This is a genomic window from Shinella sp. HZN7, assembly GCF_001652565.1.
Taxonomy (GTDB): Bacteria; Pseudomonadota; Alphaproteobacteria; order Rhizobiales; family Rhizobiaceae; genus Shinella; species Shinella granuli.
Window position 1 is genome coordinate 106,041 of the sequence record NZ_CP015738.1, and the last position, 15,776, is coordinate 121,816.

The window sequence follows — 15,776 nt, forward strand, 5'->3', positions numbered from 1 at the left end:
AGACAAGGAGCATTCGATGCACAGGACCCGCCTCTATATTGACGGCATGTTCATCGCGCCCGAGGGCGAGCAGTACTTTCCGGCGATCAATCCCGCGACTGAGGGAACATTCGCGGAGGTCGCGGCAGGACAGGCGGTCGATATCGACCGGGCCGTGCGTGCGGCACGCCGGGCATTCGATGCCGGCGAATGGCCGGGCCTGAACGGCGGGGCGCGCGCCGGCATCCTTCGCCGCATTGCCGAGGGCATCCGCGCGCGGCTCAAGGAGATCGCGCTTCTCGAAGTCCGCGACAACGGCAAGCCGGTCCCCGAAGCCGAATGGGACGTGGCCGATGCCGCCTTCTGCTTCGACTATTATGCCGATCTCGCCGAAGAGCATGCGACGCGTCCGCGGGAGACCGTCGATGTCGGGGACGCCCGTTTCCAGGCGACGATCTCGCGCGAACCGCTGGGTGTCATCGGCGCCATCACACCCTGGAACTTCCCGCTGCTGATGGCCGTGTGGAAGGTCGCGCCGGCGCTTGCCGCCGGATGCACGGTGGTACTAAAGCCGTCCGAGCTCTGCTCGCTCTCCTGCGAGGTGCTCGCCGAGATTATCCATGCGGCCGGCGTTCCGGCGGGCGTCTTCAACCTCGTCACCGGCACCGGACCGGAGGCCGGCCAGCCGCTTGCCGATCACCCCCTGGTCGACAAGGTGGCGTTCACCGGCTCGGTCGCGACCGGCCGCAAGGTCATGCAGGCCGCCAGCGCCGGCATCCGCACGGTGTCCCTCGAGCTCGGCGGCAAGTCGCCCTTCCTCGTCTTCGACGACTGCGACATCGACAAGGCCGTCGAATGGATCCTGTTCGGCATCTTCTGGAACAAGGGCGAGGTCTGCTCGGCAACCTCGCGCGTTCTGGTGCAGCGCGGGATTTTCGACCGGCTTCTCGAACGCTTGCGGATCGCCACGGAGGCGATCGAGATTGGTTCGGGAGAAGCATCTGGCGTCAAGCTCGGCCCGCTGGTTTCCAAGGGCCAGTACGACAAGGTGCGCGACGCCATAGAGGCCGGCAAGCGGTCCGGAGCGCGGCTCGTCACCGGTGGCGACCGTCCGGAGGGATTCGATCACGGGTACTTTCTGCGCCCGACGATCTTTGCCGATGCCCCCACCGACTCTGCGATCTGGCAGGAGGAAATCTTCGGCCCTGTCGTCTGCATCAACGCGTTCGACACGGAACAAGAAGCGCTCGATCTCGCGAACGACAGCAAATACGGTCTTGCAGCGGCGGTCATGTCCGACGACCTCGACCGCTGCGAACGCGTCGCCGCGAGGCTGCGGGCCGGCATCGTCTGGATAAACTGCTCGCAGCCGACATTCACGCAGGTGCCCTGGGGCGGCTACAAGATGTCCGGCATCGGCCGCGAGCTCGGCCGTGCGGGCTTCGACGCCTGTTTCGAGACCAAGCAGATCACCCGTTTCGATCACCGCGAACGCTGGGGCTGGTATCTCGATGCGCCGGAATGAGCAACGCAAGCGCAAGGATGCCTGACATGTCCGACACCCCCGCCCAGGCCGTTCGCGCACCGTTCTGGAACGACACGGTCGGGCCGCAACCGGACTGTCCGCCCCTTGCCGCCGACACCAGCTGCGATCTCGCCATCGTGGGCGGCGGGTTCACGGGCCTGTGGACCGCGCTCGAAGCCCGACGCCGCCAGCCGGATGCGCGGATCGTCCTCGTGGATGGCGGGCGCTGCGGCAACGCGGCGTCGGGCCGCAACGGCGGGTTCTGCGCGCCCTCGATTTCGCATGGCGTCGGCAATGCAGTGAAGCGCTGGCCGGCGGAGGCCGAGGCTCTGGTGCGTCTCGGACGCGCCAATCTGGATGCGTTCGAAGCCGACCTTGCCGAGTTCGGCATGGAGGTCGATTTCGAACGCAAGGGCAAGCTGACGGTTGCGGAGAAACCCTGGCAGATCGAGGGCCTGAAGGCGCAAGCTGAAAACTACCGCCGGTTCGGCATCGACTGCACGTATCTGACCGGAGACGCGCTGCGGGAAAATTTCAACTCGCCGGTCTACACCGCCGGCCTTTATGAACCGAATTACGCACTGCTCAACCCGGGAAAGATGGTGGCGGAGCTGCGGCGCGTCGCGCTGTCAAAATCGATCGATATCCATGAAAACACAGGCGTCACCGAGGTGCGGGACACCCCGCACGGTGTCGAACTGGTAACGCGGGGCGGCGTCATTCGCGCGGCCAGGGTCGTTCTCGCCACCAATGCGGCGCCGCCGCTGCTCAGGCGCCTTCGCAGCGCAGCCATCCCGATCTTCGACTATGCGATCGTCACCCGGCCGCTCAGCCATGGCGAACTCGCGTCGATCGGCTGGGCCGGCCGGCACGGCGTCGCCGATTGCGGCAACCAGTTCCACTATGTCCGCAAGACCGCCGACAATCGCATCCTCTGGGGCGGCTATGACGCGATCTATCACTTCGGTTCTCGCCGGGACGAGGCCTTCCTTCGGGAAAGCGACAGCTTCGCCCGCCTTGCCGCCAATTTGGCCCGGGCGCTGCCCACCCTCGCCAATGTGCCGATTACCCACGCCTGGGGCGGCATTATCGACACCTCGGCGCGCACGACCTTTTTCGCAGGCACGGCACACGCCGGTCGCGTGGCCTATGCGATGGGATTTACCGGACAGGGGGTCTCGGCAAGCAGGTTCGCCGCCCTGACCATGCTCGATCTTCTGCAAGGGCACGATACCGAGCGGACCAGGCTGGCGATGCTCCGCCGCCCGCCCTTCCCGTTCCCGCCGGAACCGCTCCGCTGGCTCGGCATCCGTCTTGCCCAGAACGGCCTTGCCCGTGAAGATGAAACCGGCCGGCGTTCCCTGTTCAACAAGACCCTCGACGCGTTCGGCGTCGGCTTCGATTCCTGAAAGGACATACGTTGCACCCTTCTCCCCGACATCTCATCGCCTTTGACGATGGCGCGATCGACGCAAGAGAAACCGTAATCTCCGATCCCGTCGTGGTCGATCAGCCTTACCGGGCCTGCAGCTGGCGGCATTTCGAACGAGCCGACAAGGGTGCGCTTGCCGGTATCTGGGAGGCCGAGCCGCATCTTGAACGCGTCGATTGCGATTATGACGAACTGTGCCATATCCTTGAGGGCAGGGTGAGGCTGACGGATGCCGGAGGCGTCGCCCGAACCTTCGCAGCGGGCGACAGCTTCGTCGTGGCGGCCGGTTTCAAAGGCACTTGGGAAAACCTCACGTATGTGAGGAAGGTTTTCTTTATCCTTGGCTAAGCTTACGTTTGGGACGGAAATATTTTCCGCCATGTTGCGCTTGTGCGCTGGCCAACCCCAAGGGACTTTCCGCGATGCTGATGTCCTTCATTCGGATCATGACCGGCCTTACCGCTGATCAAGGAAAAAACGCACCATTTCTGTCGTGGCGTCAGGCCCCCGGGGATCGGTATATGATCCAGGGGTATGGCCGCCGAACCAGGCATGGCCCGCTCCGTCCACCAGCCAGCATTCCAATGCCGTGCGTCCCGTCTCGTCCGCGACAAGGGTTCTCGTATAGGTGAGCCCGCCAGCGGAACGGCCGGAATTGCGAACCGGGCTAGCGTGCCGAGACGGGGTTGTTGCCGCGACAATCCGATCCGCGTTGCAGGGATGGACCGTCCGGTCCGCGTTGCCGTGGAAGACAATCGTGCGGACCCGGCCTGCCTGGTCGGCACCTGAGAGCGGTTTTGGGCGAGAGGCGGAACCGGCATTCTCACGCATCGCGGCGAACGCCGAGACGACGTCGTGAGCCGATCCGTAGGCCAGCCCGGAATGTATGCCCACGGCTGCGTAGAGATCAGGATAGGTCTCGCCCATCACCGCCGCCATGGCACCGCCGGCAGACAGGCCCGCGACAAAGATCAGGCTACGATCGAGGTTGAATTCACGGATGATCTCTTCCGTGATGCCTGCGATGATCGCAGGCTCGCCAGCGTCGCGTCTCTGGTCGGATGGTCGGAACCAGTTCCAGCAGGACGATGCATTGTCCGCTCCGGTCTGGTCAGGATAGGCAACCAGAAGGCCCTGCGCTTCGGCGACGGCGTTCATGCCGGTTCCAATCGCGAAGTCGTCGGAATCCTGCTTGCACCCGTGCAGCATGACGATGAGGCCGTGTGGCCGGCCCGGCGCGGAAGCCGGAACATAGAGCTTGTAGCCTCGTGTGCCTGCCGCACAGGAGAAGGTGCGGGCCATGTATTCGGCGCCCTCGGGAATGACGGGCGAAAGGCAGCGTTTCGCGATACCGGGCAGGCTGCCGCTCGAAAGCGAACCGAGCGTGCCGGTCGACGCACGGCCCTCGCTCAAAATCCTCAACGTGTCCGCCAGGGATCGTCGCCGTGGCGGCTGCGACAATCCCGTCCGGGTGCCGGCGGGCTCCGGTCTTGCCGAAGACTCGATGACCTCGGCGTTCGGATCGACGGAAAAGGGTTTCGAGCGCGATTTCGCCTTGGGGGGTATTATGTCGGAAGCTGTCGGTTCGGGCTCCATACTGCCCGCTCGGTCGGCAAGGGCGTCCTGGATCACGCGGGTTGCCTCGGCAAGGTTCAAGGCATACGTGGAGAGCGTCGCCCGGCGCATGGCCGCGGCAAATTCATTGTTCATGGTCTCGTCCTTGTTTAGGGGCGCGAAGGCCCTATCGGATGCGGTCTGCGAGCGCGGCCTTCACTTCCGCGCTGGCCTGAAGCGCGCCGAGCACGGTGATGGATTCGATGGTCGCGAGGGCAAGCTCGGGGGTGACGTCCGGCGCAATACGGGCGAGGCCGACCACCTTGATATGCAGTTTCTCGCCGGCTGCCTTCACGGTTTCCAGATCCGCCCTGCTGTAGTCGCGCAGTCCCAGTTCGAGGGTGTGGCGGACGATCGAGCGTTTGACAGCCTCTCCATCGACGCCAAGCTGGTTGCGGATCGCCGTACGGATGAAATCGGTGCGGTTCGAGTAGAACCCTTCCTGCACGAGGAGGTCGATTCGACCGAGGTCGACATAGCCGAGGTTGATGGTGATCTTCTCCAGGTCCGCGCCCTTGTCGCGAAGCTTGTACACATTGTTTGCCATGACATTCTCCATCCGTATGGATGGTATATGGATGGTTGATACGTGATTTCAAGGATTGTCGATTGGAAAACGTCTGCCCGCCATTGGCCGGCCCGGTGCTTGCACCGCGAGAAGGTCGTCCGTGGAACTGACCGGATCGCCTTGGCGATAGGGTTTGGAAAACATGCTGCCGTGCGGAAGAGGCATAAAGGAGCCGGGACGATGGGGTGGCCCTCAGTCAAGGAGCCTGCTCTCGTTTCCCGGCGGCTGGCGCGCGATGCTCCGTGGTCGTCAGGTGCGCCTGCGCGTCGCCATGACGGTGCGCTTTCATCGGCCTTGCCAGAAAGCGCAGCGCGCGGGCGGACGTGGCGGCGATGCGCCCGAAGGCCTCCGTCCTGGCCTTGTCCCGCAGCCTTGCCCCCTGCCGGGCATAGAAATCGATATCGATGGAGCCGTCGCTGCGGCGGACGATGTCGGCTGGCGGCTGGATCGGCATGGTGGACGCTCCCTGGCTGTTCGGCGCCATTGTCGGACGGGATCGGCCACGCCGCTTGAGGAGACGTTCACGATTGTCTTGTCTTTTCCTGAATTTTCCCTGCCGGCGGGATGCCGGCCGTCTATACTGTTGCCCATGCGTTATCGGTTCGGCGATTTCGAGCTCGTACGGGAAACGCGCGAACTGCTCGCGCGGGGACAACCGCGCCCGGTCGAACCGCAGGTCTTCGACCTTCTGCTATACCTGATCGAATCGCGCGATCGCGTCGTCACCACGGACGATCTTGTCGGGGCGATCTGGGGTGGCCGGATCGTCTCGGAGGCCGCGGTCAGCGCGAGGATCAGCGCTGCGCGTTCGGCGGTCGAGGACGACGGCAAGCGGCAGCGATGGATACGGACCTTTCCCCGCCGGGGTTTCCGCTTCGTCGGAGACGTCGCGGTGGAAGCGCCCGGCAGGCCGCCTGCGGCGGCGGGCAACCAGCACATCGCCTTCTGCCGTTCACGTGACGGGACCCGGATCGCCTATGCCACGAGCGGGGAGGGCTATCCGCTCGTCAAGGCCGGGCATTGGCTGACCCATCTCGATCACGACTGGACCAGTCCGATCTGGCGGCCGTTCCTCGACAGGCTGAACAGCGCCTTTCGGGTCGCGCGATACGACCAGCGCGGAAACGGTCTTTCCGACTGGGATATCGGCGACCTCTCGCTCGACCGGTTCGTCGACGACCTCGCGGCGGTCGTCGACGCGGCCGGTTTCGAACGCTTCGCCCTCTACGGCACCTCCCAGGGCGCGCCGATCGCCCTGGCCTATGCGCACCGCCATCCCGAACGGGTGTCCCATCTCGTCCTGCATGGCGGTTTTGTCGAGGGCCGGCTGATCCGCATGCGCGAGGGCGAGCGGCAGCAGGCCGAGGCGATCCTGACGCTGATGCGCCACGGCTGGGGGCGAGCCGGAAGTGCTTTCATCGATGCGTTTGCGACGATGTTCATTCCCGACGGCACGCGCGAGCAGATCGAGTCGCTCGTGAGCCTTCAGTGCCGCACGACCTCGCCGGACAATGCCGTCGCCCTGCGCCGGGCGGTCGATACGTTCGACGTCAGCTCCATCGTGGAAGAGATCGACATTCCGACCCTCGTCGTGCACGCCCGTGGCGACAGCGTCCAGCCGCTCGACCAGGGTCGGGAACTGGCCAGCCGCATTGCCGGAGCGGAATTCGTGCTTCTTGAGAGCCGCAATCATATCCCGCTTCCGCAGGAAGCCGCCTGGCGGACCTTCTTCGACCGCCTGGAAGCGTTCGTGCGCGCATCGGACACAAAACGATAGCCGTTTGTGTCCCGCGAACCTCCATCGGCGCTATGTCACCGCTGCTCACGATCTTTCCGTGACGCGGTTTCTGAGCTTGCCTTCATCGAGCAGAATTCTCACCGTCTTCGCCGCATTGCGACGCATCTCGACGGACGCGTGGTCAGAGTAGAAGGCGTTGTGCGGAGTGATTACCAATCGGCCCGCAATCCAGTCCTCGCGGCTTCGCCACGCCGTAAGCAGCGGATGAGCGCCGGGCGGTTCCTTGACCAGCGTATCGATAGCGGCCGCAGCGAGATGCCCGCTCCGCAGTGCGGCCTCGAGCGCATCGAGATCCTCGATCAGGTCTCCGCGCGCGGTGTTGACGACGATGGCGCCGGGCTTCAGCTTTGCGAGGCCTTCGGCATTCAGAATGCCGCGAGTCTCGTCGTTTGCCGGACAATGGAGCGTGACGATATCCGATTGGGAAAAGAGTTCGTCCAGTCGCTCCGGCCGTTCATAGCCGATGGCCTTTTCATGCCCTGGCGGCTGGTTTGGATCATAACCGAGAAGACGAAAGCCGAAGGGCTTCAGCCGGTTGATCACCGCCGTTCCGATCCGGCCGACGCCGACAACGCCGACCGTGGCTCTGTTGGAGAGTGAAAGCGGCTTCAGGCTATGGACCTGCCATCCGGATGTGTATCCGCGGGCGCGGGCATCATGTTCCCAAAGCCGCCGGTGCAGGGAAAGGATCATCGCAACGGCGTGGTCTGCGACCTCCTCGGTGCCATAGTCCGGATTGTTGGCGAAGGGGATGCCGGCCTCTGCGAGCGCATGAAGATCGATCTTCTCGTAGCCGACGCCATAGCGCACGACACCCTTGCAACGGGTCAGGTGGGCGATGCTTTTCGGCCCGAGTCTCGCACCCCAGACCATCAGGGCATCGAGCCTCGCCAGCCGGTCGGGGGTGAAGGACGCCTCGTCCGTGCTGGCGAAGAAGTCTATCTCGACATCGTCACCGAGCACGCCGGCTTCGAGATCGGGCGCGCCGATCATGTGGTCGGTAATTCCGACCACATGTTTTTTTGCTGGTATCATTGGTCTCTATCCTCGCGGCGCTCGCATCGCCTGCAAATCCGGGTGCCTGCGACAAATGCGGATCGCGCGGAACATGGCGGGAGCCTATTCCGCCGCGACTGCCGCCGAAATCGGCTGTGCGCCGATCAGCAGGGAAGCTTCCGTGATTGCCTGATTCACACGACCGAGTATGACAGGCGACACTGTGCCGTCGATGAAATCACGACCCGAGGCATAGATCGCGGTCGGCGTAACAAAGGCCTCGAAAAATGCAAAAAGCGGTCGCAACTGATGCTCGACGACGAGCGAATGCCTGTCTCCGCCGCCGGTTGCCGTCAACACGATCGGCTTGCCGCGTAAATCAGCGGGATCGAGCAGATCGATGACGTGCTTGAAGAGCCCCGTATAGCTCCCCTTGTAGGTCGGAGATCCGATAACGAGCGCGTCAGCCTCGACAATCGTTCGGATCACATTGCGTGCTTCGGGGGCCAGGCCAGCCACCGACCTTGCCGCCGCCAAGGATGATCCGAGGTCCTCGACGTCAAAGACCACATGTTGCCGGCCAACCTTTCTTGCGAGCGCTTCCGTGACGCTTTCCACGAAACCTCGCGTGCTCGACGGACGGGTGATGTTTCCCGAGAAGCCGACGATCAGATTGTTGCTCATTCAAATTCCCTCAATCGTTCGCGTGAAGCTCGCAGGGAGGACGGAAGTCCTTCCCGTTATGCCGTCTTGAGAACAGGTGTTCTCGTTGGATGGCTCGACCCGCCGGCCTCCGTCTGCTTCCACGCATCGAAGGCGGAGCGGCCCAGTATCGCGATGGACGTATCTTCCTGGGGCGCATGGACGAGCACGGACTGGATGTCCCGGAAATGCCGTTCAAGTCCGAGATCGGCGCCGAGGCCCGGATTGCCGATGCCGCGCACCGCGATCTGGACGGCCTCGCGCAAGTGCCGCCCGGCAAGAATACGGGCTCTGATCAACCGTTCCGGTTCGCTCTTGTCGGCTCCGAGCGCATCGAAGATGATCTGGCGGGCACCGGAGACGAGAAGGTCGATTTCACCCGAAAGCGTCACGAACCGCTCCGTGCGGGCGATGGGATGGCCGAGATTGGTGGGGATGCGCTCATGGGCGAAGCGGATGAAGGCTGCCTGTGCGGCTTCCGCCACGCCGAGGTAGATGGCGGTCAGCGCCAGCGTGATCCCCGCATGGGCGCGGTTGTCCTGCTGGGCGACGGACGGATCGACGAGTTCGAGAACGTCGTCCGCTGGAATCTCGACATCGGTGTATTCGACGTCATGCGAACCCGTGGCGCGCATGCCGAGGCTGCTCCAGTTTTCGATCACCCGAATGCCGGGAAGGCCGTTCGGCACGACGAAGGTCCCGACACGCGCCGGCGTCTCGTCGGTATGCGCCCACACCAGGAAATGCGTGAGGCCGTGCGCGCCGGTCACGAAGCGCTTGCGGCCGGTGATCGACCAGCCGGTCGCCGTGCGCCGGGCAAGCGTTGCCGGCAGGCCGCCGCGCGCCGGCGAGCCGAGGTCCGGCTCGACGCGGGCGGCGTTGAGCAGGAGCGGACGGTGCTTCGCCTCCGCCAGCAGGCGCGTGTAGAGACCCTCCGGCCAGTGGTTCTTCCCCGCCTGACCGAGATGGTTGAAGATCGTCATGGCGCTGATGAGGGCGACCGACGGGTCGCCCCGGCCGAGTGCCGCCAGAATGTGGGCGGCATCGCAGAGGCTGGCGCCTTGTCCGCCATGACGGATGGCGACGGTGCTTTCCAGAAGACCGCTCTCGTGAACGGCACGGATGCCCGGCCAGGGGAACGCACCGGTGCGGTCGGCGTCCGGTGCCGCTTCAGCGAGTGCGCGGGTCGTGGCGTTCAGCACGTCCGTGTCATAGGGCGTGCCGCCGGGGCTTTCCGGCTGGTTCAGCAACAGCGCCGTCATCAGGCGGCGGCCGTCTTCTTAGCATCTTCCCGCTGGCGGATACCTTCGCGCACGAGCGGCAGGATATAGCGGCCATAATCGACCGCATCGTTGAAATTGTCGTAGCCGCGAATCGAGATGAGGTCGGCGCCGAGATCGATGTAGTCGAGGATGGAATCGGCAATCGTGCGGGGCGAACCCACCAGCGCCGTGGTGGCGCCGCCGGCATTGGTCGCGGTGACCGTCGGATACCACAGGGCCCGGTCATGCACGTCGCCGCGCGCCGCGATGTCGAGGAGACGCTGGGACCCGACATTGGCGGGACGCGGCGCGGAAAGGGGCGAACGTCCGAGGCCCTTCTGACGGTTGTCGTTCAGCCGCTCCAGAACCCGGTGTGCCTTTTCCCAGGCGAGTTCGTCGGTTTCGGCCACGATCGGGCGGAAGGTGACCCAAATGCGCGGACGATCGGTCCGGCCGGCTTTGGCGGCTTCCGCATAGATCCGGTCGATCTGCTGCTTCGTCTCCGCCAGCGGCTCTCCCCAGAGGCCGAAGATGTCGCAGAGCGAACCGCCGATGCGGTAGGCTGCATCCGACGAGCCGCCGAGCGAAATCGGGATCAGCCCCTGCGTCGGGCGCACCGCGCTGCGGAACTGCTTGAACTGGTAATACTTGCCGTCGAAATCGAAGGGCTCCTTCGAGGTCCAGGCAAGGCGCAGGATGCGAATGTATTCTTCCTGCCGCTCGTAGCGCTCCTCCTTGTTGAGGAAATCGCCTTCACGGGCCTGCTCCTCGTCGCTGCCGCCGGCAATGAAGTGCACGACGACACGCCCGCCGCTCAGCTGATCGAGCGTTGCAAGCGATTTGGCCGCAACCGTCGGATAGACGGTGTTGGGGCGCAGCGCGACGATGATCTTGATGTTCCTGGTGTGGGCGAGAACCGTGGCGCCGAGCGTGAACGGATCGAAAGACGAGGAGGAGTAGGGCAGCAGGGTATAGTTGAACCCGTAATCGTCGAGGGCGCGGGCATAGCGCTCCAGGAAAAGCGGATCCACCGGCGCGTCGGGAAGAGGGGTCAGGTCGTTCGAGGCGTTCGGGAAGCTAACGCTGATGAATTCCGCGGCCATGGGAGCTCCAATCTTTTACCGATAATGCGGGCACGTTAAGACGATGTGCCGTGATGAGGAAGACAGGTCTTTCTCTTTCTAGTGAAATGATAGAAAATATTCCCTCGGGATCACCCCCGGGAGAATCCGGCGACAGGCCGGTCATCGCGCGGGCGACCAGCCGAGCCCTGGCGCGACCGTTTCCGCCAGATCGCTCAGCAGCCTTATATTCTCGGCAAGCCCGTAGGCGGGCGGCAGGAAGAGGACGATCTCGTCCGCCGCGGCAAGGCCGGGATCCGTGAACACGGCTTCGATCACCTGATCGGGCGTGCCCTGAAAGACCGGGGAAATCTGGGCGCCTGCGGGCGCAGGCTGGCTGGCGGGCGCCAGTGCACCCTTCGGGCGGGAGGCGGCGATGCCGAGCGTCCGGCGTTCGAGGTCATAGGCCGCGTATTTCTCCCGGAGTTCGGCCGTGGTGCCGACGAGGATCGAGGCGGCGACGGCGACCGATGGCGGCGCAGTGCCCCAAGTCTTATGCCAGGTGGAGCGATAGGCCTCGATGATGCGGGCCTGATAGGCGCCGAAGGTCTCGCCCTCGGCCTGGCCGTGGCGCACGGTTCCCGAGATGAGGCCGATGCCGAGTTCGGCGGCCTGCACGGCGGATTCGATGCTGGCCGAACCCTGCCGGATCCGGGCGCGGAGGCTCGGGCTATGCGGGGTCACGCGCAGCTCGGCGCCCTCCGGCACACCCTGGCCGGCTTCCACGACGGTGTGAAGCACCGCGCCGGAGATGGCGGCAAGAAAGCGGGCCTGGCGGCGTTTTGCTTCCGTGCGGGCATCCGTCTCGATGGCGCCGAACACGGCATCGAAAGCGCCATTGGCGCCGGTGGCGATGGCCAGTTCCAGCCGGCCGCCGATCAGAAGATCGGTCGTTCCGGCCGCTTCGGCGAGCAGGATCGGGTCCTGATAGCGCATCGGGATGACCGCCGAACCGAGCGTGATCCGGCTTGTGTGCTGGCCGGCGGCGGCGAAGAACGGAAGCGGCGAGGAGAGATAGTGGTCGAAGTGCCGCTGGTAGGCCCAGCCGGACTGGAAGCCCAGCTGTTCGGCCGCCTTGAACAGGTCGATGCCCTCGCGCAGGCCCTGTGCCGGACCGGCATCGTCATTGAACGAGACGCGTGTGTTGAAGCCAAGCCGTTGTTTCGGGCGGAACGATGCGGGCAGGGTATGGGCGGGTGCGGCGATGGTCATGCGATCTTTTCCGCGATGAGGACCTGCCGGGTCTGCGGGCGCGCCATGCGGGCGGGGCGGGCGAGACCGGCCGGGATCGAGTCCAGCAGCGACCGGGTATAGGGTGCCTTGGGATGGTCGAAGATGTCGGCGACCGTGCCATGTTCGACGATGCGGCCGTGCTGCATGACCGAAACGGTGTGCGCGAGCTGGCGCACCAGCGCGAGATCGTGCGAGACGAACACATAGGTCAGCCCCAGCCTGGCCTGCAACGACAACAGGACCTCGATGATATCGGCCTGAACGCTGACATCGAGCGCGGAGGTGGGCTCGTCGAGCACGATCACGTCCGGCTTGAGAACGAGTGCCCGGGCGATCGCCACGCGCTGGCGCTGGCCACCCGACAGGGCGTCCGGCCTGCGAGCGAGCAGATGCTCGCCGAGGCCGACATTGGCCAGCGCCTCGCGAACCTGCTCGTCCCGTTCCTCACGGGTGCCGATCCTGAACCGGTCGAGGGGTTCGCGCACCAGCTGCCCGACCTTCCACGTCGGATCGAGCGAGGTGAACGGGTTCTGGTAGACGAGCTGCAGGTGCCGCCAGGTCGTGCGCAGCGATGTATGCGAGCGGCCGTTCAGCCGCTCTCCGGCGATGGCGATCTGGCCGGCGTCGGGCGCCTCCAGGCCAAGCAGGAGGCGGATCGTCGTCGTCTTGCCGGAGCCGGATTCGCCGACCAGCGCGTGGGTCGTGCCGGCGGGCACGGAGAAGGAGACGCCGTTGACGGCTGTCAGCAGCTTGCCGTCGAGGGCGAATGACTTGGTGACGGCATTCACCGTGATCTTCGGTTCTTTCTCTGCGCCGGCATTGAGGCGGTGGAAGCCGGGATCGCGCAGCGCGGCGTAGCGGTCGGGATTGAGTGCGGGCACGTCGGCGTGGAGTTTTCGCGCATAGGCGGATTTCGGGGAGGCGAACACCGCCGCGGTGCTGCCGGCCTCCTGGATGACACCGTCCTTGAGAACCACGAGGGAATCGGCACGCTCGGCGGCGATCGCAAGGTCGTGGGTGATGAGAAGGAGGCTGATGTCGAGGTCATTTTGCAGGCGCGAAAGCAGGTCGAGGATCCGCTTCTGGATGGTGACGTCGAGCGCGGAGGTCGGCTCGTCCGCGACCAGCAGCTTTGGCCGCGGGAGGACGGCCAGGCCGATCAGCACGCGTTGCAGCATGCCGCCGGAGAGCTGGTGCGGATAGGAATCGTAGACGCGCTTAGGGTTGTCGAGCCCGACCTGCGAAAATGTTTCCAGGACGAGCGCCTTGCGAATGGCTTTGTCCGGCTCGTCGAGCAGTGCCGCCGCTTCCATCGCCTGGGCGCCGATCGTCCGCACCGGGTTGAGCGAATTGCCGGGATCCTGCGGCACGAAGCCCATGGCCCGTCCCCGCAGCGGGCGGAAGCGGCGCTCCGAAAGCCCGAGCACCTCCTCGCCATCGAATTCCACACGGCCCGTCGCGCGTCCGCCGCCGGCGAGAAGCCGCAGCACGGCGCGGGCGATGGTCGATTTGCCCGAGCCGGATTCCCCGATAAGGGCGAGGCTCCTGCCGCGGGCAAGCTCGAAACCGACCCCGGTGACGACCCGTTGCGAGCCGTAGGAAACCGACAGGTCTTCGGTGCGCAGCAGGGGCGTCGATACCGGCGCGGTCAAATCCTTGCGGAAGGGAAGGGTGGTCAGTCTGTCTTGCGTAGCCATCGGCTGATCCTGTTCACAGAGAGGACGGTCGCGATCGTGACAAAGGCGGGGGCGTAAACCAGCCACGGCCATTTGAGGTAATCCTTGCCGATCGAGATCAGCAGGCCCCAGTCGGAGGCCGGCGGCGGGTCGCCGTATCCGAGGAAGGCAAGGCTGGCGATGACGAGGATCGAGTCCCCGAAATGGAGCACCGCGAGCGGCAGCACCGAGCGCGACGCATTCGGCAGGACATGCCGCCACAGGATATGCGCGCGCGTGCCTCCCAGGAGGAACGAGGCTTCGACGAAGGTCGCGCGCCGGGTCTTGATGACTTCCGAGCGCATGACGCGCGCAAAGACGGCAACAGCCGATACACCGGTGGCGATGGCCGCATTGATGGTGTCGAAACCGATCGCCGTCACGACGATGACGGCCAGCAGGAATTTCGGGATGGCGAGCAGCACATCGACCAGACGGGCAAGCACGGTATCTACCCAGCCGCCGAAAAAGCCGGCGAGCAGGCCGATGATGCCGCCGGCAACGACGCCGATGACGACGGCGATGAGCGCGCTCGAAACCGAGGAGGCGGTGCCATAGACGACGCGGGTGTAGACGTCGCGGCCCAGATGATCGGTGCCGAACCAGTGCGCGAAGCTCGGCCCCAGCAGCTTGTCGGCGGGAACGCCGTTGACAGGGCTGAAGCTCGTGAAGAGGGCCGGGGCGAGCGACCAGGCAAGCACCAGCGCGACGATCGCAAATGAAAGCGTGACGGTCGGCGGCACGCGAAGACGGCTTTTGCGGATGGAAACGTTGGGGGTGGTGGAATAGGAGGTGAGGGTCATGATGCCACCGCCGGAGAAACGCCGGTCGAGCCGTCCTTGGTATCGGCACGGGATTTCGGCCCGCCGAGAAGCGTCACGCGCGGGTCGAGCAGCGGGTAGAGCAGGTCGGCGATCAGGTTGACGAGCACGAAAACCACCGCCGCGAGCGAGACGACCGCTTGCAGGACGGGCAGGTCCTGCGTGCTGACCGACCGCTGCACCAGACTGCCGATGCCCGTGCGCCCGAACACCGTCTCGGTGATGAGGGATCCGCCCAGCAGTTCGCCGATGGTGAGCGCGATGACGGTGACGACCGGAAGCGACGAGGGCTTGAGCAGGTGCCTGGCGAAGAGGCGCGCCTGACCCAGGCCGCGACCGCGCGCGACGGCCGCATATTCCTGCGCCGCCTCGTTGTCGAGGTTGGCGATCAGCACTTCGGCGATCTGGGCGGAAATCGGAATGCCGAGCGCGATCGCAGCAAAGAGGGTTGCCCAGACGCTGTCCGGTTCGATGACGCGGAAGACGCCGAGCTGGAAGCCGAAGAAATGGATCAGCACCAGGCCGATGACAAAATTCGGCACGGACAGGAACAGGGACGGGAAGCCGCGCAGCAGCCCCTGGCCGTATCTCTTGGGAACGAACTGGGTGCCGTAGGCGACCGCGGCGGCCAGGACCAGCGCGACCGCAAGGCCCGACGCCGCCAGGATCAGCGTCGACGGAAGCACCTCGGCGATCAGGGTCGCCACCGGCCGATGGGAGCGCATGGACAGGCCAAGATCGCCGGTGACGAAGCCGGAGAACGACGACCAGAGCTGGACAAGCACCGGCCTGTCCAGGCCCTGGGCGGCGATGATCTCCTTGATCTCGTCCTGCGTGAACCCGTTCTGCGGATTGTTCAGGACGTTGGTGATGGGATCACCCGGCAGGATGCTGACGACGACGAAGGTAAAGACGTAGGTCAGCAGAATGACGACCAGGGCCTGGGCAAGACGCTTTGCGGCGTAGGTCAGGTAGGCATTCCTCATGCCGGTCACCTCACGTTGCTCTTC

At 65.0% G+C, this 15,776-nt stretch carries 15 protein-coding genes; 4 read left to right on the plus strand and 11 right to left on the minus strand.

Going from position 1 to position 15,776, the window contains the following annotated elements:
- Positions 1–16: 16 nt before the first annotated feature.
- Genes shn_RS25765 through shn_RS25775 form a run of 3 tightly spaced genes read left to right on the plus strand, consistent with a single transcriptional unit; the run spans position 17 to position 3,284 of the window.
- Positions 17–1,504, plus strand: coding sequence for an aldehyde dehydrogenase family protein (locus shn_RS25765; protein ID WP_064333390.1), 1,488 nt, complete (start codon positions 17–19; stop codon positions 1,502–1,504).
- Between the two features lie 26 nt (positions 1,505–1,530).
- Positions 1,531–2,913, plus strand: a complete 1,383-nt coding sequence (locus shn_RS25770) for an FAD-binding oxidoreductase (RefSeq protein WP_064333391.1) — start codon at positions 1,531–1,533, stop codon at positions 2,911–2,913.
- 11 nt (positions 2,914–2,924) lie between these two features.
- Entirely contained in the window at positions 2,925–3,284 is a 360-nt protein-coding gene (locus tag shn_RS25775; protein ID WP_064333392.1) for a cupin domain-containing protein, read from the plus strand.
- A 108-nt stretch (positions 3,285–3,392) separates the two neighbouring features.
- Here the strand turns inward: shn_RS25775 and shn_RS25780 are convergent, their stop codons facing one another.
- The 3 genes from shn_RS25780 to shn_RS36570 form a co-directional block, all read right to left on the minus strand.
- The gene (locus shn_RS25780; RefSeq protein ID WP_064333393.1) at positions 3,393–4,646 is read right to left on the minus strand and encodes a PHB depolymerase family esterase; all 1,254 of its coding nucleotides are present in this window, start codon (positions 4,644–4,646) and stop codon (positions 3,393–3,395) included.
- A 31-nt stretch (positions 4,647–4,677) separates the two neighbouring features.
- On the minus strand, positions 4,678–5,097 hold the full coding sequence (locus shn_RS25785; RefSeq protein WP_064333394.1) for a hypothetical protein: 420 nt from the start codon (positions 5,095–5,097) through the stop codon (positions 4,678–4,680).
- Between the two features lie 217 nt (positions 5,098–5,314).
- Positions 5,315–5,572 carry a hypothetical protein gene (locus shn_RS36570; RefSeq protein ID WP_064333395.1) on the minus strand — a complete coding sequence of 86 codons (258 nt, stop codon included), beginning with the start codon at positions 5,570–5,572 and terminating at the stop codon, positions 5,315–5,317.
- A 135-nt stretch (positions 5,573–5,707) separates the two neighbouring features.
- Here shn_RS36570 and shn_RS25795 point away from each other — a divergent pair, with 135 nt between their 5' ends.
- Positions 5,708–6,895, plus strand: a complete 1,188-nt coding sequence (locus shn_RS25795; RefSeq protein WP_064333396.1) for an alpha/beta fold hydrolase — start codon at positions 5,708–5,710, stop codon at positions 6,893–6,895.
- A gap of 45 nt (positions 6,896–6,940) precedes the next feature.
- Here the strand turns inward: shn_RS25795 and shn_RS25800 are convergent, their stop codons facing one another.
- The 8 genes from shn_RS25800 to shn_RS25835 form a co-directional block, all read right to left on the minus strand.
- Positions 6,941–7,951 (minus strand): C-terminal binding protein, encoded by a 1,011-nt coding sequence (locus tag shn_RS25800; RefSeq protein ID WP_064333397.1) that lies wholly within the window; start codon positions 7,949–7,951, stop codon positions 6,941–6,943.
- Between the two features lie 84 nt (positions 7,952–8,035).
- Positions 8,036–8,596, minus strand: coding sequence for an FMN reductase (gene msuE, locus shn_RS25805; protein ID WP_064333398.1), 561 nt, complete (start codon positions 8,594–8,596; stop codon positions 8,036–8,038).
- 56 nt (positions 8,597–8,652) lie between these two features.
- Positions 8,653–9,876, minus strand: a complete 1,224-nt coding sequence (locus shn_RS25810) for an acyl-CoA dehydrogenase family protein (protein ID WP_064333399.1) — start codon at positions 9,874–9,876, stop codon at positions 8,653–8,655.
- Positions 9,876–10,979, minus strand: coding sequence for an LLM class flavin-dependent oxidoreductase (locus shn_RS25815; protein ID WP_064333400.1), 1,104 nt, complete (start codon positions 10,977–10,979; stop codon positions 9,876–9,878). The genes shn_RS25810 and shn_RS25815 overlap by 1 nt, the downstream gene beginning before the upstream one ends.
- Positions 10,980–11,120: 141 nt before the next feature.
- Complete coding sequence (locus shn_RS25820) at positions 11,121–12,209, minus strand: LLM class flavin-dependent oxidoreductase (RefSeq protein WP_064333401.1); 1,089 nt, start codon at positions 12,207–12,209, stop codon at positions 11,121–11,123.
- A complete protein-coding gene (locus shn_RS25825; protein ID WP_064333402.1) occupies positions 12,206–13,927 on the minus strand; it encodes an ABC transporter ATP-binding protein in 1,722 nt (573 codons plus the stop codon). Before shn_RS25825 ends, shn_RS25820 begins: the two co-directional genes overlap by 4 nt.
- The gene (locus shn_RS25830) at positions 13,906–14,748 is read right to left on the minus strand and encodes an ABC transporter permease (RefSeq protein WP_064333403.1); all 843 of its coding nucleotides are present in this window, start codon (positions 14,746–14,748) and stop codon (positions 13,906–13,908) included. Before shn_RS25830 ends, shn_RS25825 begins: the two co-directional genes overlap by 22 nt.
- Complete coding sequence (locus shn_RS25835; RefSeq protein ID WP_064333655.1) at positions 14,745–15,752, minus strand: ABC transporter permease; 1,008 nt, start codon at positions 15,750–15,752, stop codon at positions 14,745–14,747. The genes shn_RS25830 and shn_RS25835 overlap by 4 nt, the downstream gene beginning before the upstream one ends.
- Between the last annotated feature and the right edge of the window lie 24 nt (positions 15,753–15,776).

Coding starts and splice junctions, on each gene's coding strand:
- shn_RS25780 (WP_064333393.1), bottom strand. CDS start 4,646: ATGAACAATGAATTTGCCGCGGCCATGCGCCGGGCGACGCTCTCCACG.
- shn_RS25835 (WP_064333655.1), bottom strand. CDS start 15,752: ATGAGGAATGCCTACCTGACCTACGCCGCAAAGCGTCTTGCCCAGGCC.
- shn_RS25830 (WP_064333403.1), bottom strand. CDS start 14,748: ATGACCCTCACCTCCTATTCCACCACCCCCAACGTTTCCATCCGCAAA.
- shn_RS25810 (WP_064333399.1), bottom strand. CDS start 9,876: ATGACGGCGCTGTTGCTGAACCAGCCGGAAAGCCCCGGCGGCACGCCC.
- shn_RS25765 (WP_064333390.1), top strand. CDS start 17: ATGCACAGGACCCGCCTCTATATTGACGGCATGTTCATCGCGCCCGAG.
- shn_RS25820 (WP_064333401.1), bottom strand. CDS start 12,209: ATGACCATCGCCGCACCCGCCCATACCCTGCCCGCATCGTTCCGCCCG.
- shn_RS25800 (WP_064333397.1), bottom strand. CDS start 7,951: ATGATACCAGCAAAAAAACATGTGGTCGGAATTACCGACCACATGATC.
- shn_RS25795 (WP_064333396.1), top strand. CDS start 5,708: ATGCGTTATCGGTTCGGCGATTTCGAGCTCGTACGGGAAACGCGCGAA.
- shn_RS25825 (WP_064333402.1), bottom strand. CDS start 13,927: ATGGCTACGCAAGACAGACTGACCACCCTTCCCTTCCGCAAGGATTTG.
- shn_RS25770 (WP_064333391.1), top strand. CDS start 1,531: ATGTCCGACACCCCCGCCCAGGCCGTTCGCGCACCGTTCTGGAACGAC.
- msuE (WP_064333398.1), bottom strand. CDS start 8,596: ATGAGCAACAATCTGATCGTCGGCTTCTCGGGAAACATCACCCGTCCG.
- shn_RS36570 (WP_064333395.1), bottom strand. CDS start 5,572: ATGCCGATCCAGCCGCCAGCCGACATCGTCCGCCGCAGCGACGGCTCC.
- shn_RS25785 (WP_064333394.1), bottom strand. CDS start 5,097: ATGGCAAACAATGTGTACAAGCTTCGCGACAAGGGCGCGGACCTGGAG.
- shn_RS25815 (WP_064333400.1), bottom strand. CDS start 10,979: ATGGCCGCGGAATTCATCAGCGTTAGCTTCCCGAACGCCTCGAACGAC.